Source organism: Polaromonas sp. YR568 (genome assembly GCF_943369675.1).
Lineage (GTDB): Bacteria > Pseudomonadota > Gammaproteobacteria > Burkholderiales > Burkholderiaceae_C > Polaromonas.
Window position 1 is genome coordinate 39660 of the sequence record NZ_CALROB020000001.1, and the last position, 24622, is coordinate 64281.

Genomic DNA, 24622 nt, shown 5'->3' on the forward strand with positions numbered 1-24622 from the left:
GCTCATGCTGGTGGAAGGGAAATCCAAATCCCACGCGTCTCGAACTTTTGTTTTACTGCTGGGGCAGTTTGTAGTCCTTCAAGAGTTCGCGCAGCTTGGTCTTGAGCATCTTGCCGGTGGCGCCGAGGGGGATGGCGTCGACGAAGACGACGTCGTCGGGGATCTGCCACTTCGCGGTTTTGCCGTCATAGAAGCTGAGCAGTTCGTCGCGCGTGACCTCCATGCCCGGCTTCTTGACCACCGCGACGATGGGGCGTTCGTCCCATTTGGGATGGGCCACGCCTATGCAGGCGGCCATGGCCACGGCCGGGTGCGCGACGGCGATGTTCTCGACGTCGATGGAGCTGATCCATTCGCCGCCGGACTTGATGACGTCCTTGCTGCGGTCGGTGATCTGCAGGTAGCCGTCGGGATCTATGGTGCCGACGTCGCCGGTGGGGAACCAGCCGTCGACCAGCGGGTTGCCGCCCTCCCCCTTGAAGTATTCGCGCACGATCCACGGCCCCTTGACGTAGAGGTCGCCGAAGACCTTGCCGTCCCAGGGCAGTTCCTTGCCGTCCGCATCGACGATCTTCATGTCGACGCCGTAGATGGCGCGCCCCTGCTTGAGGCGTATCTTCATTTTTTCGGCCTCGGGCAGCGCGTCGTGTTTGTTCTTGAGCGTGCACAGCGTGCCCAGCGGGCTCATCTCGGTCATGCCCCAGGCGTGCAGCACCTCCACGCCGTAGTCTTCGCGGAAGGCATGGATCATGGCCGGCGGGCAGGCCGAGCCGCCTATGACGGTGCGCTTGAGTGTGGAGAATTTCAGGCCGGTGGGCTTCATGTGGCTCAGCAGCATCTGCCAGACGGTGGGCACGCCGGCGGCGTAGGTCACCTTTTCGGCTTCGATCAGTTCATAAATCGACTTGCCGTCCAGCGCCGGGCCGGGAAACACCAGCTTGGCGCCGGTGAGCGCGGCCGAATACGGAATGCCCCAGGCATTGACGTGGAACATGGGCACGACGGGCAGGATGGCGTCGCGCGCGGAGATGCTCATCACGTCGGGCAAAGCGGCCGCATAGGCATGCAGCGTGCTGGAGCGGTGGCTGTACAGCGCGGCCTTGGGGTTGCCCGTGGTGCCGCTGGTGTAGCACATGCTCGAAGCCGTGTTCTCGTCAAAACTGGGCCAGTCATAGTCGGCCGTTTTTGCGCCTATCCAGCTTTCATAACTTTGCAGGTTGGGCACACCCGAATCGGCCGGCAGCTTGTCGGCGTCGCACAGCGCGATGTAGTGCTTGATGGTCGGGCACCTGGCGTGCACGGCCTGCACCAGCGGCAAAAAACTCAGGTCAAAGCACAGCACCTGGTCTTCGGCGTGGTTGGCGATCCAGGCAATCTGGTCCGGATGCAGGCGCGGGTTGATGGTGTGCAGCACGCGGCCCGAACCGCTCACGCCGTAATACAGCTCCAGGTGCCGATAGCCGTTCCAGGCCAGTGTGGCCACGCGGTCGCTGAAGGCCAGCTTCAGGCCGTCCAGCGCCCTGGCGACGCGGCGGGCGCGCTGGCCCAGGTCTTTGTAGGTATAGCGATGGATGTCGCCTTCAACCCGCCGGGAGACGATTTCCGCGTCGCTGTGGTGGCGTTCCGAAAATTCGATCAAACCGGAAATCAGCAGTGGCTGGCTTTGCATTAACCCGAGCATCAAGAGTCTCCATTGTTTTTAAGTAAACATCCGCAAGCGGTCCATCATGCCGCAGTGCGGCAGCACGGTCATGCGGGATTGCCCGTGAATCCGCAGGCCCATGTCAGGTAGGGGACAATTTGCCCATGACCTCCGCAAACCTTTCAGCACCGGACGCCGCCGGCACCGGTGACGCCCTGCCCTGGCGCAACAGCTTCGCCGGCCTGGGCGAGAGCTTTTTCACGCGGCTGCAGGCGCAGGCCCTGCCCGATCCTTACTGGGTGGGCCGCAACCGCGGCATGGCGCGCGAGCTGGGCTTGCAGGCCGAATGGTTTGAATCCCAGGCCGCGCTGGAGGCCTTCACGGGCAACCAGGTCCTGCCGGGCTCGGACCCGCTGGCCAGCGTGTACAGCGGCCACCAGTTCGGCGTCTGGGCCGGGCAACTGGGCGACGGCCGCGCGCTGCTGCTGGGCGAGATAGACACCCCGAACGGGCCGCAGGAAATCCAGCTCAAGGGCGCGGGCAAGACGCCCTACTCCCGCATGGGCGACGGCCGGGCCGTGCTGCGCAGCTCCATCCGCGAGTTTTTGTGTTCCGAGGCCATGCACGGCCTGGGCATCCCGACCACGCGGGCGCTGTGCGTCACCGGCTCCGACGCGCCGGTGCGCCGCGAAGAGATCGAAACCGCCGCGGTGGTGGCGCGCACCGCGCCCAGCTTTATCCGCTTCGGCCACTTCGAGCACTTCAGCTACACCGGCCAGCATGAGCAGCTAAAAACGCTGGCCGACTACGTCATTGACCGCTTCTATCCCGAGTGCCGCGAGGCGCCGCAGCCTTATGCGGCGCTGCTGGAAGCCGTCAGCGCGCGCACCGCCCAGCTGATGGCGGGCTGGCAGGCCGTGGGCTTTTGCCACGGTGTGATGAACACCGACAACATGAGCATCCTGGGCCTGACCATAGACTACGGCCCCTTCCAGTTCCTGGACGCCTTCGACCCCGGCCACGTCTGCAACCATTCGGACACCCAGGGCCGTTATGCCTACAACCGGCAGCCCAACATGGCCTACTGGAACCTGTTTTGCCTGGGGCAGGCCTTGCTGCCGCTGATTGAAGACCAGGAACAGGCGCTGGCGGCGCTGGAGCCGTACAAAACCCTCTTTCCCGATGCCCTGCAGGCCCGCATGCGAAGCAAGCTGGGCCTGGCGGACGAGCAGGCAGAGGACAAAATCCTGGTCGACAACACCTTCAAGCTGCTGGCCGCCAACAAGGTCGACTACAGCATCTTCTGGCGCCGCCTGAACGGTTTCACGGCGCAAAGCGGCCATGAGCCGGGGCGTGACCTGTTTTTCGACCGTGAATCCTTCAACGCCTGGGCGCTGCAGTATTCGCAGCGGCTTGCCGGTGTAGACCAAGGGCTGCGGGCCGGCCTGATGCAAAACAACAACCCGAAATTCGTGCTGCGCAACCATTTGGGTGAAGAAGCCATACGCGCCGCGAAACTAAAAGACTTTTCGGGAGTCGATACCTTGCTTACCCTGCTGCAGGCCCCATTTGAAGAACATCCCGGCCATGACAGCTTTGCCGGTTTCCCGCCCGACTGGGCTTCATCGATCGAAATCAGTTGCAGTTCGTAACATCAACCTCAGGACCGAGAACATGAGCGCCAAGATCCAGAAAACCGACGCCGAATGGAAAGCCCTGCTGGCCGAAAAAGGCGCTGAGCCGGCCGCCTTTGAAGTCACCCGCCACGCCGCCACCGAGCGCCCCTACACAGGCAAGTACGAAGCCGTCTGGGCCGACGGCAGCTACCACTGCATCTGCTGCGGCGCCAAGCTGTTCGAGTCGGAAACCAAATTCGACGCGGGTTGCGGCTGGCCCAGCTTTTCCGAGGAAGCCGTTCCGGGCGCAATCGAGGAAATCGTGGACCGCAAGCACGGCATGGTGCGCACTGAGACCGTGTGCGGCAGTTGCGGCGCGCATCTGGGCCATGTGTTTCCGGACGGCCCAACTCCCACGGGCTTGCGTTACTGCATGAATTCCGCCTCGCTCGACTTCAAACCAAAAGCCTGAGGCGCGCTAATGCGTTGGGGCCGGGCCGCGCGCCCGGCTGGGGATCATTCAAAGGCCTGCGCTTAGGCCAGATAATCAACACATGAAAATTCTTTTCGACTTTTTGCCCATCGTCCTGTTTTTCGGCATGTTCAAGTACGCCGAGGGCCACAAGGAATGGGCGGCTTCCACCGCCACCGACTGGCTGGGTTTTATGGTCTCCGGCGGCGTGGTCGGCCCTTCCGAAGCACCCGTTTTGCTGGCCACCGTGGTGGTGATCGTCGCCACGCTGGCGCAAATCCTCTGGCTCAAGGCGCGCGGCAAAAAGGTCGACACCATGCTGTGGATCAGCCTGGGCCTGGTCACCGTACTCGGCGGCGCCACGATTTATTTCCACAGCGAAGCCTTCATCAAGTGGAAGCCCACCGTGCTCTACTGGGTCATGGGCAGCGCCCTGCTGATCGGCCAGCTGGTCTTCAAGAAAAACGGCATCAAGTCCATCATGGGCGCGCAGATGGCCCTGCCCGATTCGATCTGGCGTATGGTCAATTTCAGCTGGGTCGGCTTTTTTGCCGTCATGGGCGTGCTCAACCTGTGGGTGGCCTTCAACTTTCCCACCGCCACCTGGGTGAACTTCAAGCTGTTCGGCGGCCTGGGCCTGATGCTGGTGTTCGTGCTGGTGCAGGCGGTCTACCTCAACAAGCACATCAAACCCGGCACCACGCCATGATTGCCGGCGTTTCCAGCGCCCTGCCCGTGCGCACCCAGGAAATCGAGCAACAGCTAAAAGCCCGGCTTCAGCCCACCCGGCTGGAGGTGCTGGACGAAAGCGCGGCGCACGCCGGCCATTCCGGCGCCAACGCCGAAGGCTTCGGCACCCACTTTCGCATCCGTATTGCCAGCCCGCTCTTTACCGGCAAGACCCGGGTGGCGCGCCACCGGCTTGTGTATGATGCACTGCAAAATTTCATAGACCAGGGCCTGCATGCCTTGGCGATTGAAATCATCGAATCGCCCTGAACCCAGCCGGTACGTAAAGCCGGCGCCAAGGGTGGGAAACCACCACAAACAACCACTTTCCCGACAAGCATCACAAAGACGCTAACAAGCATTCATCAAAAGGACTGCAAGACATCATGAAGAAACAAGTTTTACTGGCTACCGCTGTTGCAGGCCTCCTGGCCTTTGGCGCACAAGGCGTCATGGCGCAAAACGTCGCCATCGTCAACGGCAAGGCCGTGCCCAAGACGCGCCTGGACTCCCTGGCGCTGCAAGTCACCAAATCGGGCCGGCCCGTGACGCCGGACATGGAAGTCCAACTGCGCGAAGAAGTCATCGCGCGCGAGGTATTCATGCAGGAAGCCGAAAAGCTGGGCCTGTCGACCAGCGAGGACGTGAAAATCCAGATGGAACTGGCACGCCAGACCATCCTGATCCGCGAGCTGTTCTCCGACTACCAGAAGAAGAACCCGGTCACCGAAGAAGAAATGAAGGCCGAATACGACAAGTTCGCCGCGGCCAACGGCGGCAAGGAATACAAGGCGCGCCACATCCTGGTTGAAAAGGAAAGCGAAGCCAAGGAAATCATCGCCAGCCTGAAAAAAGGCGGCAAGTTCGACGACATCGCCAAGAAGAAGTCCAAGGACCCCGGATCCGGCGCCAAGGGCGGCGACCTGGACTGGGCCAACCCCTCCAGCTACGTGCCTGAATTCAGCGAAGCGCTGGGCAAGCTCAGCAAGGGCCAGACCACCGAAACCCCGGTGAAAACCCAGTTCGGTTACCACGTCATCCGCGTGGACGACATCCGCACGGCGCAGTTGCCCTCGTATGAGGAAGTCAAACCGCAGATCGCCCAGCAGATGCAGCAGCAAAAGCTGGCGGCCTTCCAGGACGGCCTGCGCAAAAAAGCCAAGGTGGAATAAGCACCGCCTCGACGCGGCCGGGCTTGTCCCACCGCCAAGCAAAAAGGCAGCCTTTCGGCTGCTTTTTTTGTTTGAGGCCTTCAATCCGACGGTAATTTGCGTAAATTGCTGATTGACGAAGGCGGTTCGGACCGCTCCAATGGCTCACATCCAACAGGAGGTTCCATGTCCATTCGCCCTGCTTCCCGCTTTGTTTTCTCACTTCCCGCCATGCTTTTACGAGGGCTGCTCCTCAGTGCAGCCCTGTTCACCGCCACGCTGGCATCGGCGCAGAACGGCAAGACCGAGGTGCTCTGGCTGGGCCAGGCGGCCGCGCGCATCACCACGCCCACGGGCAAGGTCATCATGATCGACCCGTGGCTGACGTCCAACCCCAAAACGCCGGCCAACTTTCGCAACATCGAGGCGCTGGGCAAGGTGGACCTGATTCTGGTGACCCATGCGCACTTCGACCATTTCGCCGATGCGCCCGCACTCGCCAAGCTGAACAACGCACCGATGTACGGCCCCGCGGGCCTGAACCAGACCGTGACCACGCTGGGCATACTGCCCGCCGAGCTGTCGCCCCGCTTCGGCAAGGGCGGCACCATCATGCCCTTCGGCCCGACCGGCGTGAAGATCACGGCCGTGCACGCCGAGCACTCTTCCGAACTGGCCTACAAGAACCCGACCACGGGCAAGGACGAAGTGCAGCCCGGCGGCGAGCCGGTGGGCTTCATCCTTGAAATGGAAAACGGCTTCAAGATCTGGCACATGGGCGATACCGCCGTCTTCGGCGACATGCGCCTGATCGGCGACATGTACCGGCCCGACCTGGTGCTGATTCCCATTGGCGGCCATTTCGTGATGAACCCTGTGGATGCGGCCATGGCGGTGCGCGACATGATCCGGCCCCGCTTCGCACTGCCCATCCATTACGGCACCACGCCCCAGCTGCGCGGCACGCCGGCCGAGTTCAATGCCGCACTCGGCACCGCACCGGGCACAGCGCGCATGCTGGTCGTTGAGCCCGGCCAGAAGTTCGACTTCTGATGCGGCGCCTTCTTGTCCTCGGGGCGGCGGCGCTTGCAGCCACCGCCTTTCTCGCCGCCTGCGCGACCCGGCCCGCCGCGCCCGTCGCCGAACTGGCGCCTTCCGGCAAACTCAGGGCCGCCATCAACTTCGGCAACCCCATCCTGGCGGTTCGCACGGCGGACGGCTCGCCGCGCGGCGTCTCGGTGGACTTGTCCAACGAGCTAGGCAAACGCCTGGGCGTGCCGGTGGAGCTTGTCACCTTCAATTCGGCCGGAAAGGTGGTCGAAGCGGTTCGCGATGCCCAGGTCGACATCGCCTTTGTGGCGATAGACCCGGTGCGCGGCGCCGAGATGCTGCAGACGCCCGCCTACGTCATCATCGAAGGCGCCTACCTGGTGCGCAAGGATTCGCCGCTACAGCGCAATGAAGAGGTGGACCAGGCGGCGAATCGCGTCGTGGTCGGCAACGGCAGCGCCTACGACCTCTACCTGACCCGTGAACTGAAAGCCGCGAAGCTGGTGAAGGCGCCGACCTCACCGGCGGTCACCGACGTCATGGTCGCGCAAAACGTCGAGGTCGCAGCCGGCGTCAAGCAGCAGCTGGAAGCCGACGCCAAACGCGTGCCGGGCGTGCGCCTGTTGCCGGGTCGCTTCATGGTGATCAACCAGGCCATGGGCCTGCCCAAGGGCCGAGACGCCGGCGCGCGCTACCTGACGGGTTTTGTCGAAGAGATGAAGTCTTCAGGCTTTGTGGCGGCGGCACTGGCGCGCCATGGGATTGAAGGCGCGGCGGTTGCACCGCCGGCCCCCGCCCGTTAAAGAATCAGCCCACCCACTTGCGGGCGTTGTGCCATAGTTCCACTTTTTTAGTTGCTGATTAATAGCGTTTTCAGAAAAACTACGCGGAAGTTAGTGAACTCAAAGATTTGCGAATCTTGGCAATGTCGGCGGCAAATAGCCCGGCCTGTCGGCTATTGGCTCTTTCATACAAACCCAGCGCTTCCTTATAAGACGCAATCGCGCCAGCATGGTCTCCGGCTTCACTCAAACGGTTGGCCAGGTTGTTGAGGCTGATCGCTAATTTAGGCTCATACGCGGCGGGGAGGGCTTTGGCTAGGCGCCTGCGAATTTCTACCGACTCGCGCCCAGCCACCAACGCACCGGCACGGTCTCCGGTGTCACTTAAGAAATCAGCTAAGTTGCTGAGACTCAACGCTACATACGGCTCATACGCGGCGGGGATGGTCTTGGCCAGACGCCTGTAAATCTCGACCGCCTCACGCGCAGCCAGCAGCGCGCCTGAACGGTCTCCGATGCCACTCAAAATATTGGCGAGGTTGGTGAGGCTCATCGCTACATCGGACTCATACGCAGCCGGGTTGGCTTTAGCTAGGCGCTTGTATATTTCTACCGCCTCGCGCGCAGCCAGCAGCGCACCTACACGGTCTCCGGTTTTATCCAACCGGTTGGCGAAGCTGTTGAGGCTCCCCGCCAAACTAGGTTCATAGGCGGCACGGTTTGCTTTGACCAATCGTCTGTGAATCTCTATCGCGTCACGCGCAGCCAGCAGCGCGCCCACATGGTCTCCGGTTTCCCTCAAATGGTGACCTAGGTTGTCAAGGCTTCTCGCCAAACCAGGCTCATAGGCGGTGGGGTTTGCTTTGGCTAGGCGCTTGTAAATCTCCACTGCCTCGCGCGCCGCAGGTGCCGCAGCTGCATGATCCCCGGTCTGACTCAAACGGTTGCCCAGGTTGTTGAGACTCCCTGCCAAACTAAGGTCATAGGCAGCCGGGTTGGCTTTAGCCAAGCGCTTGTCAATTTCCAACGCCTCGCGCACAGCCAGCAACGCGTGCCCATGGTCTCCGATTCTCCCCGAACGGTTGCTCAGGTTATTGAGGCTCACTGCCAAACCAGGCTCATAGGCTGCGGGATTGGCTTTGGCCAGGCGCTTGTAAATCTCCACCGCCTCGCGCGCAGCCACCAGCGCACCCGCATGGTCTCCGGTTTCACTCAAACGGTTACCCAGGTTGTTGAGGGCCCCTGCCAAATCAGGCTCATAGGTGGCGGGGTTGCCCTTGGCCAAGCGCTTGTAAATCTCCACCGCCTCGCGCGCAGCCACCAGCGCACCCGCACGGTCTCCGATGTCACTCAAAGTATTGGCCAGCGTATTGATGCTCGTCGCTAAACTCGGCTCATATGCGGCTGGATTGGCGCTGGCTAAGTGCCTGTAAATCTCCACTGCCTCGCGCGCAGCCAGCAGCGCACCCGCACGGTCTCCGGTCTCACTCAAAGTATTGGCCAGGTTGTTGATGCTCATCGCCAAATTCGGTTCAAACGCAGCGGGATTGGCTTTGGCTAGGCGTCTGTAAATCTCCACCGCCTCGCGCCCAGCCAGTAGCGCACCTGCACGGTCTCCCGTGTCGCTCAAAATATTGGACAAGGTGTCGATGCTCATCGCTAAATTCGGCTCAACTGCGGCGGGGTTGGCTTTAGCTAGGCGTTTGTAAATCTCCACCGCCTCGTGCCCGGCGAGCAGCGCACCCGCATGATCTCCGGTTTCCCTCAAACAGTTGCCCAGGTTATTGAGGGTGTTTGCCAAATCAGACTCGTGCGCGGCGGGATTATCCATCGCCAGTTGCCGCGCAAGCTCGATCGCATCGTGCATTGCCTGCAACGCCCCATCGCGGTTGCCAAGCCGATGGCGAGCATCGCTTACCAGATTTAAGGCCTGCACCATCGTGGCTGCATCGGCCGCAGAAACACGACTGTCATCTCGCAGGTCTCTGACTATTGCCTCCGCGATCTCAGCAGCATCAGCCCATTGCAATCGCTTATATTGCGCACTGGCCAAACTCAGTGCATCGCGCACGGACAAATCTGCCGCCTGTAAATTGCGATAAGTAAGCCAGCGTGCAAAGTTTTGGTCCACGGCAAGGGGTAGTTGACCACCAGTCGATGTGCTGTTCGGTAGGCCAATAGACACATTCTCAGAGTCACCTGGCAGCGGCAGCACCAAATCGGACTCGGTAATCCACGGTGAGGCGGCCCGCACGGACCATAGATCAGGGGCGTTGGATAGCAGTTCGTCTTTGAGTGCTATGGGCCAGCACAACACAAGGCGTAGGCCTGCCACTCGGAGGGGCTCGCGCCTATGGTTGATGTAGGCCACACCTTCCAGCGCCAGGTCTTTGCGCACGTTGCTGCTCGCATCCAGCACCACAACGGCGTTGGGAGGCAGTCTGGCGATGGCATCGTCCAGATTGCGTAACAAGGCCGCCCGCAAATCACTCAATGCGCCTTGCGCATTGACCGGCCAGGCAATCTTGTACAGTTTTGCATGCAGCCTGGCTTGAAGAAACTCTAGCCCAACCGATGCGGCGCGCTCTGATTCCACAAACAGCGGTAAAAACATGAAATCCGTGGTATCACGCAGCAAAATCACAGCGGCTTCAAGGCCGCGAGCTGCAGTGAGGGTAAGACTGGTAGTAGCCAAACTACTCGTCTTATCAACGGGACAAGGGTGACGGACTTACGCTATCGCGCAGCAGCGGATGTACGCCATACCACTCGGAGCCGTTGAGGTACAGCAATATGCGCTTTTGTGCCAGGTCGCTGATCACATGCGCCCAGTCGGACTGGTCCCTTAGCTCGGGCGTGAAGTTACTGGCTACGTAGGCAAGCCTCGCCTGAGTGTTGACGGGCAATGGCAGGTAGGGCCGGCGCATATCGTTGTAGACCTGATTCAGGTGGGCTTGCGTGACGGGAAAGGTATTCTTGTCGCCCAAACCCGCGAGTAACGCGGCTCGAACAGCGCGAATCAAGTCACGCAGGTCACCGCCAGTCATCTCAATGATGTTGCGAATTTCAGCATCTTGCATTAACTCGGCAACATGCGTCTCACCAATCCGCTTGCGCACCAGTGGCATGAGTTTTTGCTTGACGGTGTCAACGTCAATCGCGTCGCTGCGATCCTGGAATACGTGGGCGCTGGTAAGGAAATAAGTCGTGGTTGCGCCGAATGCATTTGCGATACCGGGGGCCAGCTTGTTCAGCAATGGCGGTACCGAATACACCACACTCCAGCCCGCAAGCCGCAGGTAGGAAGCAAAGGTATTGAACATGCGCTGCAGGCTCAAAAACACCTCATCTGGCTGTCCGGCAGCAGCTTGCCCGCCAAAATGCTCCAGCGAATCGACGACGAGCACCATTTTGGCTTTGTCGTCCAATCCCCGTTTGGTTTTGATTTTTTGCGCAGCGTCAGACAAAAAGTCATTGATTTCTGAAATAAGTTCGTCCAGGCGCGCTTCGTGAAACTTCCGTAGCCGTTCGCGCACATTGGGGTTGGAGCGCAGCGACATTTTGAGTTTGAGTACGCCGCCACCGACTTCGACATCTGTAGGATCAACCGCCGCTGTCAAACCTGATTTCAACCAGTTCCAGCGATCACCTTGCCACGGGTCAATGCTGAGTTCTTGTGCGGTAGCCTCCCAAACGCCCATGGCCATGGCCAGCAGCAAATCAACAATGCTGATGGGCATTTGCGGATTCAAGTAATCCTGCGCATTGATGACCAAGGCGTAGTTGCCGGATGAACGCAACTCTTGCGCCAAACGACGCAACTCGGTGCTCTTGCCGGAACCAATGGTTCCGCTAAACAGGTAGCCGTGCCGGGTGCCAGAAGAGGTTTGAATTTCAAGCGCCAGCTTCTTTGCCAGGTCGCCGTGGCTCGAATGCAAATCCTTGATGTACAACTCCTTGAATTCCCTCTCGGCTTTGCTGTCAGCCGGGTTGGGGTCAAGCGGACCGGGGTCTTGCAGACGCTGCAAAATCGGAACAATGTCATCAAATTTCATATTGCGAATTGTAGTCCTGGCATTAAGACGAACAAGTGGTTTGACTCAATCCAATCAACCCACCCACTTGCGCGCGTTGTGCCACAGGCTCATCCACGGGCTGCGCTCGCTGGCGTCGCCTGAGGTCCAGCTTTTCTGGATGTTGCGAAACACGCGCTCGGGGTGCGGCATCATGGCCGTGAAGCGGCCGTCGGCCGTGGTCACTGCCGTCAGGCCGCCGGCGCTGCCGTTGGGGTTGGCCGGGTAGGCTTCCGTGGGCTGGCCGTGGTTGTCGGTGAACCGCATCGCGGCTATGGCCTTGGCCGCATCGCCCCGGAAGGCGAAATTGGCATAGCCCTCGCCGTGCGCCACCGCAATGGGCAGGCGGCTGCCGGCCATGCCCTGCAGGAAGATGCTGGGCGATTCCAGCACCTCGACCATGCTCAGGCGGGCTTCAAAGCGCTCGCTGCGGTTGGTGGTGAAGCGCGGCCAGGCATCGGCGCCCGGGATGATGTCGGCCAGCTCGGCAAACATCTGGCAGCCATTGCACACGCCCAGGCCGAAGGTGTCCTGGCGCGCGAAGAAGGCCTTGAACGCATCGGACAGCACCGGGTTGAAGGTGACGGAACGCGCCCAGCCTATACCTGCGCCCAGGGTGTCGCCGTAGCTGAAACCGCCGCAGGCCACGATGCCCTTGAAGTCGGCCAGTTTGGCGCGGCCGGTCTGCAGGTCGGTCATGTGCACGTCGCAGGCTTCAAAACCGGCTTCGGTGAAGACGTAAGCCATTTCGATGTGCGAGTTGACGCCCTGCTCGCGCAGCACCGCCACGCGGGGACGCGCCGACAGGTTGAGCGCGGGCGCCGACGGCACCTTGGCCGGCTCGAACGTCAGTTGCACATGCAGGCCCGGGTCGGCGGGGTTGCCGGTGGCCGCGTGTTCGGTGTTGGCGCAGTCGGGGTTGTCGCGTTGCTGGCAGATCTTCCAGCTGATGGAGTCCCAGACCTGGTGCAGGTCCTGCAGCTTGGCCGAGAACACGGCCTTGGTGTCGCGCCAGACCTGGATCTCGCCCTTGCCCACTTCCAGCGAGGCGTGCTGCGGGCGGGTCTTGCCGATGAAATGGCTGAATTTGGACAGGCCGTGCTCGCGCAGGGTTTGCATCACCTCGTTGCGGGCGGCGGTGGCCACCTGGATGACAGCGCCCAGCTCTTCGTTGAACAAGGCTTTCAGCGTGAGTTCTTCGCGGCGCGCGCCGACCTGGCTTGCCCAGTTCTTGCTGTCGCCGGTGTCCATGCGGCTGTCGGAAATGCCGTCGCCTTCGACCAGCAGCATGTCGATGTTGAGCGACACGCCGACGTTGCCGGCAAACCCCATCTCGCAGACCGCGGCGAACAGCCCGCCGTCGCTGCGGTCGTGGTAGGCCATGAGCTTGCCTTCCTTGCGCAGCGCGTTGACGGCGTTGACGAGGTTGACCAGGTCTTTCGGATCGTCGAGGTCGGGCACATCGCCCTCCTCTTTGTCCAGCGTCTGCGCGAGGATGGAGCCGCCCATGCGGTTTTTGCCCTTGCCCAGGTCGACCAGGACCAGCGTGCTGTCGGCCTCGGTGGCGTTGAGTTGCGGCGTCAGCGTGCCGCGCACGTCGGGCAGCGTGGCAAAAGCGCTCACGATCAGCGAGACCGGTGAAGTGACTTTTTTGCCGGCAGCGCCTTCGCTCCACACCGTTCGCATGGACAGGGAATCCTTGCCGACGGGAATCGACACGCCCAGCGCGGGGCACAGTTCCATGCCCACGGCCTTCACGGTTTCGTACAGTGCGGCGTCCTGGCCGGGCTCGCCGCAGGCGGCCATCCAGTTGGCCGAGAGCTTGACGCGCGGCAACTCGATAGGCGCGGCCAGCAGGTTGGTGATGGCCTCGGCAACCGCCATGCGGCCGGAGGCTGCCGCGTTGACGGTGGCCAGCGGGGTGCGTTCGCCCATGCTCATGGCCTCGCCGGCAAAGCCGCTGTAGTCGGCCAGCGTGACGGCACAATCGGCCACCGGCACCTGCCAGGGGCCGACCATCTGGTCGCGGTACGTGAGGCCGCTCACGGTGCGGTCGCCAATGGTGATCAGGAAGCGCTTGGAGGCGACCGTCGGGTGGCTCAGCACGGCAATCGCGCTTTTCTGCAGGTCCACACCGGTCAGGTCGATGGGCTTGATGTCGTGGCGGACGGTTTTCACGTCGCGGTGCATCTTGGGTGGTTTGCCCAAGAGCACATTCATGGGCATGTCGACCGGCGGCGCGGCGTCCTTGTCGGACAGCACCAACTGCTTTTCTTCCGTGGCAACACCGATCACGGCAAACGGGCAACGCTCACGCTCGCAAAAAGCCTGGAACTGCGGCAGCGATTCGGGCGCAATCGCCATCACGTAGCGTTCCTGGCTCTCGTTGCTCCAGATTTCCTTGGGCGAAAGGCCGCTTTCTTCGAGCGGCACGGCGCGCAGGTCGAACTTCGCGCCCCGCCCGGCGTCATTCACGAGTTCGGGGAAGGCGTTGGACAGGCCGCCGGCGCCCACATCGTGGATCGCCAGGATCGGGTTGGCCGCGCCCAGCTGGGCGCACTGGTTGATGACTTCCTGGGCACGGCGCTCGATCTCGGGGTTGCCGCGCTGCACGGAGTCGAAGTCGAGCTGGGCCGCGTTGGCGCCCGAGGCCATGGAGCTGGCCGCGCTGCCACCCATGCCGATGCGCATGCCGGGGCCGCCCAGCTGGATCAGCAGCGTGCCGGCCGGGAACAGGATCTTTTTGGTCAAAGCCGCGTCAATCGTGCCGACGCCGCCCGCGATCATGATGGGCTTGTGGTAACCCCAGCGCTGGCCGGCCACAGTTTGCTCATATTCGCGAAAGTAGCCGGCCAGGTTGGGGCGGCCGAACTCGTTGTTGAAGGCTGCGCCGCCCAGCGGGCCTTCCGTCATGATTTGCAGCGGGCTGGCGATGTGTTCGGGCTTGCCGTAACTGCCGTCAAACAGTTTGGACACCGTGAAGCCCGTCAAACCCGCCTTGGGCTTGGAGCCGCGGCCGGTTGCGCCTTCGTCGCGGATCTCGCCGCCGGCGCCGGTGGAGGCGCCGGGGAAAGGCGAAATCGCCGTCGGGTGGTTGTGCGTCTCGACCTTCATGAGCACGTGCATCTGCACGTCGTCGGTAGCGCTGTAGGTCTGCTGGCCGCTTGAGCCTGGCTTGGCGTAAAAACGCTGGGTTTTGTAGCCTTCCATGACGGAGGCGTTGTCCGAATACGCCACCACCGTGTGCTGCGGGTGAAGCTTTTCGGTATTGCGGATCATGCCGAACAGGCTTTTGTCCTGCGCCACACCGTCAATCGTGAAGTCGGCATTGAAAATCTTGTGGCGGCAGTGTTCGCTGTTGGCCTGGGCGAACATCATCAGCTCGACGTCGGTCGGGTTGCGCTTGAGCTGCGTGAAGGCGTTGACCAGGTAGTCGATCTCGTCGGCGGCCAGCGCCAGGCCGAACTCGGTGTTGGCTTTTTCGAGTGCGGCCTTGCCGCCGGCCAGCACGTCGATGGTCTGCAGGGCGGCGCCCTGCAGTTCGGTGAAGAGGCCCGCGGCTTCCGAGCGGTCGAACATCACGCTTTCGGTCATGCGGTCATGCAGCAGGCCGGCGACCTGTTCGCGCTGGGCGGCGCTCAGGGCCGTCTTGCTGAAAAACCCGGTCTTCAGCGTGACGCGGTATTCGGTGATGCGCTCAATGCGCTTGACGGCCAGGCCGCAGTTATGGGCGATGTCCGTGGCCTTGGAAGCCCAGGGCGAGACGGTGCCAAAGCGCGGGGATACGATGAACGCGAGGGCGTCGGCCTCTTTGCCGGCGGCCGGTGGGCAGGGGTCTCCGTAGGTGAGCAATGCCGCGAGCTGGGCTTTAGCGGCTTCCGAGGGCGGCGATTCGGTGGCCACCAGGTGCACAAAGCGGGCGCTGATGCCCACGATCTTGTCGTGGATGGCTTGCAGGCGGGGGAGGAGTTGCTGGACGCGGAAGTCGCTGAGGGCGCTGATCCCGTGGGGTTCGCCCTCAAAAGTCGTCAGGTGCAGGGTCACGGTAGCGGTGGCCTTGTAGTGGGAGGTGGGCAGCTCATGGCTGTTTGGGGGGTACGCGTTAACCCGTAATTTTATCAGTGACTGGGACGCCGGCGGGCGGCCGTGCCGCCAAACACGGGCAGATTCACGCCCCATCCGGCCAAAGCCCCTTGCCCCCGTGCTGAAAATCCACGTGCCCGGGAGCGGTGGGATAATCGTGCGTATGAGTATTACCTACAAAGATGCGGCCGGGATCGAAGGCATGCGCCTGGCCGGCAGGCTCGCTTCCGAGGTGCTGGACTACCTGGCCCCTTTCGTGAAACCGGGTGTGACGACCAATGAAATCGACCGCCTGGCCCACGACTACATGACCCAGGTGCAGGGCACCATCCCCGCCACCCTGGGCTACGGCCCCCCCGGTTATGTGCCCTACCCCAAGTCCCTGTGCACCTCGGTCAACCACCAGGTCTGCCATGGCATCCCCAACGACAAACCCCTGAAAAAAGGCGACATCGTCAACATCGACGTGACGGTCATCACCAAGGACGGCTGGCACGGCGACAACAGCCGCATGTACCTGGTCGGCGAGGCCTCGATTGCCGCCAAGCGCCTGTGCAACATCACCTACGAAGCCATGTGGCAGGGCATCATGCGCGTCAAGCCCGGCGTGCGGCTGGGCGACATCGGCTTTGCGATCCAGACCTTTGCCGAAAAACAGGGCTTTTCCGTGGTGCGCGAGTTCTGCGGCCATGGCATCGGCAAGAACTTCCATGAAGAACCCCAGGTGCTGCACTATGGCCGCCCCGGCACGCTCGAAGAGCTGACGCCCGGCATGACCTTCACCATCGAGCCCATGATCAACGCCGGCAAGCGCGACATCAAGGACGGCCCGGAAAAAGACGGCTGGAGCATCGTGACGCGCGACCATTCGCTGTCCGCCCAGTGGGAACACACCATCCTGGTGACCGAGACCGGCTACGAGGTGCTGACGCTCTCCGCCGGCAGCCCGGCGATTCCGGCCTTCGTGCCGCAGCAAAGCCCGGTCCAGGCCACGGTCAGCGCCTGAACGGCCCCGCCCAGTGCCCGTGCCGCGCGCGTCCCCTGATACGGCCTCTACCGCAATGACCGACCTGGCCCCGGTGCGCGAGCACTACAAGGCCGGCAAAGCCGCCCTGCTCGCCTCGCTGGCCGCCAGCGGCGCCTCCTCGCGCGGCATCCACAGCCTGCTGCAAAAACTCGCCCGCCACACCGACGCCACGCTGCAAACGCTGTGGGAGCATGCGGGCTTTCCGGCCGCGGCCTGCCTGGTGGCCGCGGGCGGCTTCGGCCGCGGCGAGCTGTTTCCCCATTCGGACGTGGACGTGCTGCTGCTGCTGCCGGACAACGCCGACGTCGACGCCGACCCGACCCTGAAAGCCAAGGTCGAGCGTTTTATCGGCGCCTGCTGGGACGTGGGCCTGGAAATCGGCTCCAGCGTGCGCACGGCCTCCGGCTGCGTCGAGGAAGCCTCCAAGGACGTCACGGTGCAGACCTCGCTGCTCGAGGCACGCCTGGTCGCCGGCGCCAAAAAGAACTTCCTCCAGCTGCAAAAGCGATTGGCCGCCGTGCTGGACCCGCAAGCCTTCTATGTCGCCAAAACGCTGGAGCTGCGCCAGCGCCACAACAAATTCGAAAACACACCCTACTCGCTGGAGCCCAACTGCAAGGAGTCGCCGGGCGGCCTGCGCGACCTGCAGGTGATCCTCTGGGTGGCGCGCGCCGCCGGCCTGGGCAAATCCTGGGACGACCTGGCCCGCAACGGCCTGGCCACGGCGTTTGAAGTGCGGCAGATCAAGGCCAACGAGGCCTTGCTGAGCCTGATACGCGCGCGCCTGCACCTGATCGCCGGGCGCCGCGAAGACCGCCTGGTGTTCGACCTGCAGACCGCGGTGGCCGAGTCCTTCGGCTATTCGGCCGAGGCCGACGATGGCAAAAGACGAGCCCCCACGCTCGGCACTGACGTGTCCTCGCTGCCCCCCGAGGGGGCTGTTTCGCCTAGGGGCGGCCCGTCGGCGAAACGGCCGCTTGTTCGCGCCAGCGAGGCGCTGATGAAGCGCTATTACTGGGCCGCCAAGGCCGTGACCCAGCTCAATCAGATCCTGCTGCTCAACATCGAAGAGCGGCTGAACCCCAACACCTACCCGCTGCGGCCCATCAACGAGCGCTTTTACGACAAGGCCGGCATGCTGGAAGTGGCCAGCGACGACCTGTACACGCGCGAGCCGCACGCCATCCTCGAAACCTTCTTGCTGTACGAGACCACCATCGGCATCAAGGGCCTGTCGGCGCGCACCCTGCGCGCGCTCTACAACGTGCGCGGCCTGATGAACAGCAAGTTTCGCAGCGACCCGGTCAACCGCGACACCTTCCGCCGCATCCTGCAGCAGCCCGAGGGCATCACCCACGCGATGCGGCTCATGAACCAGACCTCGGTGCTGGGCCGCTACCTCTGGATCTTCCGCAAGATCGTCGGGCAGATGCAGCACGACCTGTTCCACGTCTACACGGTGGACCAGCACATCCTGATGGTGCTGCGCAACGTGCGGCGCTTCTTCATGGCCGAGCATTCGCACGAGTACCCGATGTGCTCGCAGCTCGCGGCCGGCTGGGACAAGCCCTGGATCCTCTACATCGCCGCGCTGTTCCATGACATCGCCAAGGGCCGCGGCGGCGACCATTCCGAACTGGGCTGCCGCGACGTGCGCATTTTCTGCCGCCAGCACGGTATTTCCACCGAGGATTCGAAGCTCATCGAGTTCCTGGTCGGCGAGCACCTGAGCATGAGCCGCATCGCGCAAAAGGAAGACCTCAGCGACCCGGAAGTCATCGCCGCTTTCGCCAAACGCGTGGGCAATGAACGCTACCTGACCGCCCTCTACCTGCTGACGGTGGCCGACATACGCGGCACCAGCCCCAAGGTCTGGAACGCATGGAAAGGCAAGCTGCTGGAAGACCTGTACCGCTACACCCTGCGCGTGCTGGGCGGCCGCGCGCCCGACGCGGATGCCGAAGTCGAGGCCCGCAAGCGCGAGGCGCTGACCACGCTGGCCCTGCATGCCGAGCCCTTCGAGGCGCACAAGGCGCTGTGGGACACACTGGACGTGAGTTACTTCATGCGCCACGAGGCCTCCGACATCGCCTGGCATGCGCGCCAGCTCTCGCGCCACGTCGGCAAGGCCAAGGCCATCGTGCGCGCGCGCCGCTCATCGGCCGGCGAAGGCATGCAGGTGCTGGTCTATACGCCCGACGCGCCCGACCTGTTCGCGCGCATCTGCGGCTACTTTGACGAAGCCGGCTTCAGCATCCTGGACGCGAAGATCCACACCGCCAAGAACGGTTACGCGCTGGACACCTTCCAGGTCGTGAGCCCGACGCTGGCCGACCACTACCGCGAACTGGCCGCCATGGTGGAGGCCGACCTGGACCGCACCATTGAGGAACCCGGCCCGCTGCCGCCGCCCGGCAAGGGCCGCGTGTCGCGCCGCGTCAAGAGCTTCCCGATCGCGCCGCGCGTGGACCTGCGGCCCGACGAAAAAGCCCAGCGCTGGCTGCTCAGCGTCTCCGCCAGCGACCGTGTCGGGCTGCTGTACCGCATCGCCCGGGTGCTGGCGCGCCACCGCATCAACCTGCAGCTGGCCAAGGTCAGCACCCTGGGCGAGCGCGTGGAAGACACGTTTTTGATCGACGGGCCCGAGTTGCAGCACAACAAGGCGCAAATCGCGATCGAGACTGAGCTGCTCGAAGCACTCAATACCTGAAGTTCAGGCGGCCGGTTTGCGCAGGTATTGCAGCAGCCGCCCTTTGTAGTGGCCGCCGGCTCCCGGCAATTGCGTCACACGCGTTTCAGTGCGTGAATAACCCAGCACATCCATCTTGCGGTTGAAGTCGGCGCGGTTGCCGCGGTCCGGGTCCACGATCAGCACCTCGGTATGCGGCAAGGCATGCAGATCGATGAACTGCGACAGCAACTCGGGCTGGCCGCGGTCGTAGAGCACGTCGCTGCCGATGATCAGGTCAAAGCGCCCCAGCAGCGGGTTGTCGCGCGACCAGTTGCCGGTCTGGTACTTCATCGCCGGCAAATGGTTGAGCTTGAGGTTTTCCAGCAGGAAAGCCGCCGCCAGCGGGTGGCAGTCGCTCGCGGTGATGTCGCCGCCGCGCCGGTGCACGACCAGGCTGGCCAGCGCCAGGCCGCAACCGAGCTCCAGGATGCGCTTGCCCTCAAGCTCAAAGCCCAGCATGGCATGGGCCAGCACACGGCCCGACGGCCAGAGCAGCCCGAAGATGGGCCAGGCCGACGAGGAAATGCCTTCGCGTTCGGCTTCGCCCAGGGGATCATGGAATTGCTGCCGGTCCAGCAGCGAGCGCAGTTGCAGGTCGTCGCCGCTGCCGCTGATGGTTTCATACTTCAGCAGGTAAGGCGGCGAGGCGGGAGCAGCAGCAGTTCCAGGGATGGGAACTGCCCCCGAGGCGGGAGCGAGCGACATCCGGAACTTTCCTTGCGTACAACACGCTCAAGCGGGGCGAAATAGCCCTCAACGGGGGCCAGTGTACGCCCCGCGGTTCGGGATCAATCGTCGTCCGACGCGTCCAGCCCGGGAAACAGCACTTCGGTAAAGCCGAACTGCGTGAAATCACGAATACGCATGGGGTACAGCGTGCCGATCAGGTGATCACACTCATGCTGCACGACGCGCGCATGAAAGCCGTCCACCGTGCGTTCGATCGCATCGCCATACTGGTCGAAACCGGCGTAGTGGATGCGCGAATACCGCGGCACCACGCCGCGCAGCCCGGGCACCGAGAGGCAGCCTTCCCAGCCGTCCTCTTCCTCGGGGCCCAGCGGCTTGATCACCGGGTTGAGCAGCACCGTGCGCGGCACCAGCGGCGCATCCGGATAACGCGGGTTCACCGCGTCGGTGCCGAAAATCACCAGTTGCAGGTCCACGCCGATCTGCGGCGCCGCCAGGCCCGCGCCGTTGACGGCGCGCATGGTGTCGAACATGTCCGAGATCAGCAGGTGCAGCTCGTCGGTGTCGAAGGCGGTGACGGGCTGGGCAACGCGCAACAGCCGGGGATCGCCCATCTTGAGGATTTCGCGGATGGTCATGCGCCGATTATCGCGGCGCATGACCCTTTTGTGTATGAGTAAGAGCCCCTCACAAAACCCAGCGAAGCGGTCCTGGCTAGGCGCGTCGCCGCTGACAGTGCACCAGCACGGCAAGGCGACTGCAACAACGCCAGGAGGGTTTTTGAGGGGCTCTTAACGCCAGCGCCTGTAACCCCAGCCCCGGTAGTAGCCCGGCGCGGGCACCACCACGACGGGGGCGGGTTCGACATAGACAGGGCGGGCGGGGTAACCCGCCACCGGGCCCGGGCCTATGGGCGCCACGACGCAGCCGGACAGCAAAACAGCCAGGCCGGCGGCTGCGGCCAAGGCGGATAAACGCTTGTAGTTCATGAAAAGCTCCTGGGATACAGGTCTTTTCAACGCCCAGCACAGCCGCCTGGCGTGACGTCTCGCGTGCAAACCCCGGTAACGCCCTGTAAGGCCCGGTGCGACGCCCTCTTGCGCTATTCGGTCGTGCTGGCGCTCCAGTAGGCCTGGCTGACCATGGGCAGGTCTCCGAGCTGTTTGACCAAGCGGTCCATCACAGCGCCGTCCACCGCGATCGCCACCAGCGTGGCCTGTATCTTCACGCCCTCCTCGCCAAAGGCATAGACCTCCAGGTCGTTGGTGGGGTAGTGCATCTCTTCCAGCGATTTTTCCAGGATCGCCAGCACCTCCTTTTGGTGCTCCCCGCTCGTGACCACATACACCGTATTGGTCACCTCGGCCGACTGCACGTCCAGCGGCAGGCGGTTGATCTGGTTGACGATGGGCCGCAGCAAGGTGTTGGCCGCCAGCACGAACAGCGTGGCAATGCCGGCCTGCAGCACCAGGTCGGCGCCGGCGCAGGCGCCCACCGCGCCCGAGCACCACAGTGTGGCAGCCGTGTTGAGACCGCGCACATTGCCTTCCTCCCGCATGATCACGCCGGCGCCCAGAAAGCCTATGCCCGACACGACATAGGCCACCACATGTACGGCGCCGGACGAGCCGGTCAGCCGGTTCGCCATGTCGACAAAAATCGCCGCGCCCACGGCGACCAGCACGTTGGTCCTGAGGCCTGCGGTGCGCTGCCGGTACTGGCGTTCAAAACCGATCAGGGCGCCAAAGACGAAGGCGGACGACAGGCTGACGAGCGAGTCCAGAAGGTCCGGGGTACTGATGGTTTCAAGCGCCTGCATGGTGTGCCCTCCGAAAATCAGACATCATTGAATCGAATGTGTTTTGTTATTGGAATTCAGCGGCATAGGGCACGCCAAAGTACCCTCTGCGGACATAAAACGTGACGTACTTTGTATCCAGATCCATATGAAAAACGAACCGGTTCTGCCTTGCTTTCACGACTTTCCCGGGATGGTCCGCACCCCACCAGGCGAGATGCAATGTCGAGCCCCCTTTGCCGCCGGAAGGTTCTATCCGGAGAATCTGCGTGGTGACCCTGATCGGTGGGGACGAATCAAAGTGTACGTTGGCACCTTCCACGATGATCTGGGCGCAGAACAGGCAAACTCCGCCGAACAGCACTGACCCTGCGGCAAGCTTGCCGATTTCGCTGGCCGCCCTGTGCCCCCGTTCGAACCGGATAGCAACAATACCGATGAAAAAACCGGCGACGAGACACATCATCCCCCAGTCGGCCAAGGGCAGAAACGACCATCCACCCAAAAATGTCGCGTGAACAGGCGTGGTGAACTTGCTGCCGAAAGCCACGGCCAGCAGCACCATGCCAATGGCCAATCCGATGTACCACTCGAAAATCAGCTGGCGCCGCGCGATGGCCCGACTATCGGCGTCGCCGGTGGCAGGCGAGGATTTTTCCATCGGCACCCCTAGTCACTCGGCCAGCATGGCCAGCAGCGCCGCTTCGTCAATCACTGGAACGCCCAGCGTCTGCGCCTTGACCAGCTTGCTGCCGGCCTCCTCGCCGGCCACCACGTAGTCGGTCTTCTTGCTGACCGAACCTGCCACCTTGCCGCCGGCGGCCTCGACCGCGTCCTTGGCCTCGTCGCGGCTCAGGGTGGGCAATGTGCCGGTGATGACAAAGGTCTTGCCCGACAGCGGCTGGGGCGCCCTGGCGGCCGGCTCGCCCTCCTCCCAGGTCACGCCACAGGCGCGCAGCTGCTCGACGACCTCGCGGTTGTGCGGCTGCTCGAAGAAAGTGCGAATGCTTTGCGCGACGATGGGGCCCACGTCACTGACTTCCAGCAACTGCTCTTCGGTGGCGTCCATGACGGAATCCAGCTTGCCGAAGTGGCGCGCCAGTTCCTTGGCAGTGGCTTCGCCGACGTGGCGTATGCCCAGGCCGAACAGGAAGCGCGGCAAAGTCGTCTGCTTGGATTTTTCGAGTGCTTCGAGCAGGTTGTTGGCCGATTTTTCGGCCATGCGGTCCAGGCCGGCGAGCGCCACAAGGCCCAGTTTGTAGAGGTCGGGCAAGGTGCGAATGATGTTGGCGTCCACCAGTTGCTCGACCAGCTTGTCGCCCAGGCCTTCGACTTCGACGGCACGCCGGTGCGCGTAATGCAGGATGGCTTCCTTGCGTTGGGCGCCGCAAAACAGGCCGCCGGTGCAGCGGTAGTCGGCTTCGCCTTCTTCGCGTACGGCGTCCGAGCCGCACACCGGGCACTTGCGCGGCATGGTGAACTGCGGCGCGTCCTGCACGCGCTTGTCGAGCAGCACGCTGACCACCTCAGGGATCACGTCGCCGGCGCGGCGCACGATCACGGTGTCGCCCACGCGCACGTCCTTGCGGCGCGCTTCATCTTCGTTGTGCAGCGTGGCGTTGGTCACGGTCACACCGCCCACAAACACCGGCGCCAGCTTGGCCACCGGCGTGAGCTTGCCGGTGCGGCCTACCTGTACCTCGATGGCCTGCACCGTGGTGAGTTGCTCCTGCGCCGGGTATTTGTGCGCCACGGCCCAGCGCGGCTCGCGCGTGACAAAACCCATCTTCCTCTGCAACGCCAGGCTGTTGACCTTGTAGACCACGCCGTCGATGTCGTAAGGCAGGCTGTCGCGCAGTTGGCCCATGGCCTGGTGGAAGGCAATCAGTTCGGGCGCGCCTTGCGCCAGCTGCGTCTGGATCGCCACCGGGAAACCCCAGGACTTGAGCGTCAGCAACAGCTGGAAATGCGTTTCAAAGGCCGGGCCGCCCTCTTCCATCGGGGTGACCTCGCCCAGGCCATAGGCAAAAAAGCTCAGGCGCCGCTGCGCGGCCATGGCCGGATCCAGCTGGCGCACGCCGCCGGCCGCCGCATTGCGCGGGTTGACGAAGGTCTTTTCGCCCTTGGCGCCTTGGGCGATCTTTTCGCGCTGCTTTTCATTGAGCGCCTCGAAGTCGGCACGGCGCATATAGACCTCGCCGCGCACCTCCATGACGGAAGGCGCATCGGCGGGCAGGCGCAAAGGAATCTGGTTGATGGTGCGGATGTTCTGCGTCACATCCTCGCCGACCTCGCCATCACCACGGGTAGCCGCCTGCACCAGGATACCGTTCTCGTAGCGCAGGCTCATGGCCAAGCCGTCGAACTTGAGTTCGGCCACGTATTCGACCGGCGGGTCGGACTCGGCCAGGCCCAGTTCCTTGCGCACGCGGGTGTCGAAGTTCTGCGCGCCCGTGGCCTCGGTGTCGGTTTCGGTGCGTATGCTGAGCATGGGCACCTTGTGGCGCACGCTGGCGAACTGGTCCAGCGGCTTGCCGCCCACACGCTGGGTCGGCGAATCCGGCGTCAGCAGTTCGGGATGGGCGGCTTCGAGTTCCTGCAGTTCCCTGAACAGCCTGTCGTACTCGGCGTCGGGAACGCTGGGATCGTCCAGCACGTAGTAGCGATGGGCATGCTGGTGCAAAACCCGGTGCAGTTCATCGCGTTGTTCTGCGGCTGTCTTGGCATTCCCCGGCATCTCAGAGCGGTCCTATTTCTTGAATTCGATTGAAAAACATC

General features: G+C 63.0%; 19 protein-coding genes. 9 read left to right on the forward strand and 10 right to left on the reverse strand.

Translation table 11 applies throughout. The features are described 5' to 3' along the window. Positions 1-52: 52 nt before the first annotated feature. Positions 53-1681 (reverse strand): 3-(methylthio)propionyl-CoA ligase, encoded by a 1629-nt coding sequence (locus ACLV8F_RS00195; protein ID WP_411882232.1) that lies wholly within the window; start codon positions 1679-1681, stop codon positions 53-55. Positions 1682-1806: 125 nt separating this feature from the next. Here ACLV8F_RS00195 and ACLV8F_RS00200 point away from each other — a divergent pair, with 125 nt between their 5' ends. The 7 genes from ACLV8F_RS00200 to ACLV8F_RS00230 all read left to right on the forward strand — a co-directional run bounded on the left by ACLV8F_RS00200 (position 1807) and on the right by ACLV8F_RS00230 (position 7463). Further along, complete coding sequence (locus ACLV8F_RS00200; RefSeq protein WP_411882233.1) at positions 1807-3294, forward strand: protein adenylyltransferase SelO; 1488 nt, start codon at positions 1807-1809, stop codon at positions 3292-3294. A 22-nt stretch (positions 3295-3316) separates the two neighbouring features. Next, complete coding sequence (msrB, locus tag ACLV8F_RS00205; RefSeq protein WP_411882234.1) at positions 3317-3730, forward strand: peptide-methionine (R)-S-oxide reductase MsrB; 414 nt, start codon at positions 3317-3319, stop codon at positions 3728-3730. A gap of 82 nt (positions 3731-3812) precedes the next feature. Beyond that, a complete protein-coding gene (locus tag ACLV8F_RS00210) occupies positions 3813-4439 on the forward strand; it encodes a septation protein A (RefSeq protein WP_411882235.1) in 627 nt (208 codons plus the stop codon). Further along, positions 4436-4729, forward strand: a complete 294-nt coding sequence (locus ACLV8F_RS00215; RefSeq protein WP_411882236.1) for a BolA family protein — start codon at positions 4436-4438, stop codon at positions 4727-4729. The genes ACLV8F_RS00210 and ACLV8F_RS00215 overlap by 4 nt, the downstream gene beginning before the upstream one ends. Before the next feature lie 116 nt (positions 4730-4845). After that, entirely contained in the window at positions 4846-5631 is a 786-nt protein-coding gene (locus ACLV8F_RS00220) for a peptidyl-prolyl cis-trans isomerase (RefSeq protein WP_411882237.1), read from the forward strand. A 210-nt stretch (positions 5632-5841) separates the two neighbouring features. Then, on the forward strand, positions 5842-6663 hold the full coding sequence (locus tag ACLV8F_RS00225) for a metal-dependent hydrolase (protein WP_411882395.1): 822 nt from the start codon (positions 5842-5844) through the stop codon (positions 6661-6663). Next, positions 6663-7463: an ABC transporter substrate-binding protein gene (locus ACLV8F_RS00230; protein ID WP_411882238.1), complete on the forward strand. Its 801-nt coding sequence runs from the start codon at positions 6663-6665 to the stop codon at positions 7461-7463. The genes ACLV8F_RS00225 and ACLV8F_RS00230 overlap by 1 nt, the downstream gene beginning before the upstream one ends. A gap of 79 nt (positions 7464-7542) precedes the next feature. Here the strand turns inward: ACLV8F_RS00230 and ACLV8F_RS00235 are convergent, their stop codons facing one another. The 3 genes from ACLV8F_RS00235 to purL are packed head-to-tail and all read right to left on the reverse strand — an operon-like array spanning position 7543 to position 15559. Beyond that, positions 7543-10137, reverse strand: a complete 2595-nt coding sequence (locus ACLV8F_RS00235; protein WP_411882239.1) for a tetratricopeptide repeat protein — start codon at positions 10135-10137, stop codon at positions 7543-7545. A 13-nt stretch (positions 10138-10150) separates the two neighbouring features. Beyond that, positions 10151-11497 carry a hypothetical protein gene (locus ACLV8F_RS00240; protein ID WP_411882240.1) on the reverse strand — a complete coding sequence of 449 codons (1347 nt, stop codon included), beginning with the start codon at positions 11495-11497 and terminating at the stop codon, positions 10151-10153. Between the two features lie 54 nt (positions 11498-11551). Then, complete coding sequence (purL, locus tag ACLV8F_RS00245) at positions 11552-15559, reverse strand: phosphoribosylformylglycinamidine synthase (protein ID WP_411882241.1); 4008 nt, start codon at positions 15557-15559, stop codon at positions 11552-11554. Between the two features lie 202 nt (positions 15560-15761). On the opposite strand from purL, the gene map reads away from it, so the two are divergent. Together map and ACLV8F_RS00255 are read left to right on the forward strand one after the other, a co-directional pair. Then, entirely contained in the window at positions 15762-16604 is an 843-nt protein-coding gene (gene map / locus ACLV8F_RS00250; RefSeq protein WP_411882242.1) for a type I methionyl aminopeptidase, read from the forward strand. A gap of 55 nt (positions 16605-16659) precedes the next feature. Further along, a complete protein-coding gene (locus ACLV8F_RS00255) occupies positions 16660-19335 on the forward strand; it encodes a [protein-PII] uridylyltransferase (RefSeq protein WP_411882243.1) in 2676 nt (891 codons plus the stop codon). 3 nt (positions 19336-19338) lie between these two features. Here the strand turns inward: ACLV8F_RS00255 and ACLV8F_RS00260 are convergent, their stop codons facing one another. The 6 genes from ACLV8F_RS00260 to ligA form a co-directional block, all read right to left on the reverse strand. Then, positions 19339-20061, reverse strand: coding sequence for a class I SAM-dependent methyltransferase (locus tag ACLV8F_RS00260; RefSeq protein ID WP_411882244.1), 723 nt, complete (start codon positions 20059-20061; stop codon positions 19339-19341). Positions 20062-20144: 83 nt separating this feature from the next. Then, positions 20145-20684: a peptide deformylase gene (def, locus tag ACLV8F_RS00265; RefSeq protein WP_411882245.1), complete on the reverse strand. Its 540-nt coding sequence runs from the start codon at positions 20682-20684 to the stop codon at positions 20145-20147. 153 nt (positions 20685-20837) lie between these two features. Then, positions 20838-21035 carry a hypothetical protein gene (locus ACLV8F_RS00270; protein ID WP_411882246.1) on the reverse strand — a complete coding sequence of 66 codons (198 nt, stop codon included), beginning with the start codon at positions 21033-21035 and terminating at the stop codon, positions 20838-20840. Positions 21036-21148: 113 nt separating this feature from the next. Next, a complete protein-coding gene (locus tag ACLV8F_RS00275; protein WP_411882247.1) occupies positions 21149-21865 on the reverse strand; it encodes an MgtC/SapB family protein in 717 nt (238 codons plus the stop codon). Positions 21866-21911: 46 nt separating this feature from the next. After that, positions 21912-22505 carry a hypothetical protein gene (locus ACLV8F_RS00280; protein WP_411882248.1) on the reverse strand — a complete coding sequence of 198 codons (594 nt, stop codon included), beginning with the start codon at positions 22503-22505 and terminating at the stop codon, positions 21912-21914. A 12-nt stretch (positions 22506-22517) separates the two neighbouring features. After that, entirely contained in the window at positions 22518-24581 is a 2064-nt protein-coding gene (gene ligA / locus ACLV8F_RS00285) for an NAD-dependent DNA ligase LigA (protein ID WP_411882249.1), read from the reverse strand. Positions 24582-24622: the final 41 nt, after the last annotated feature.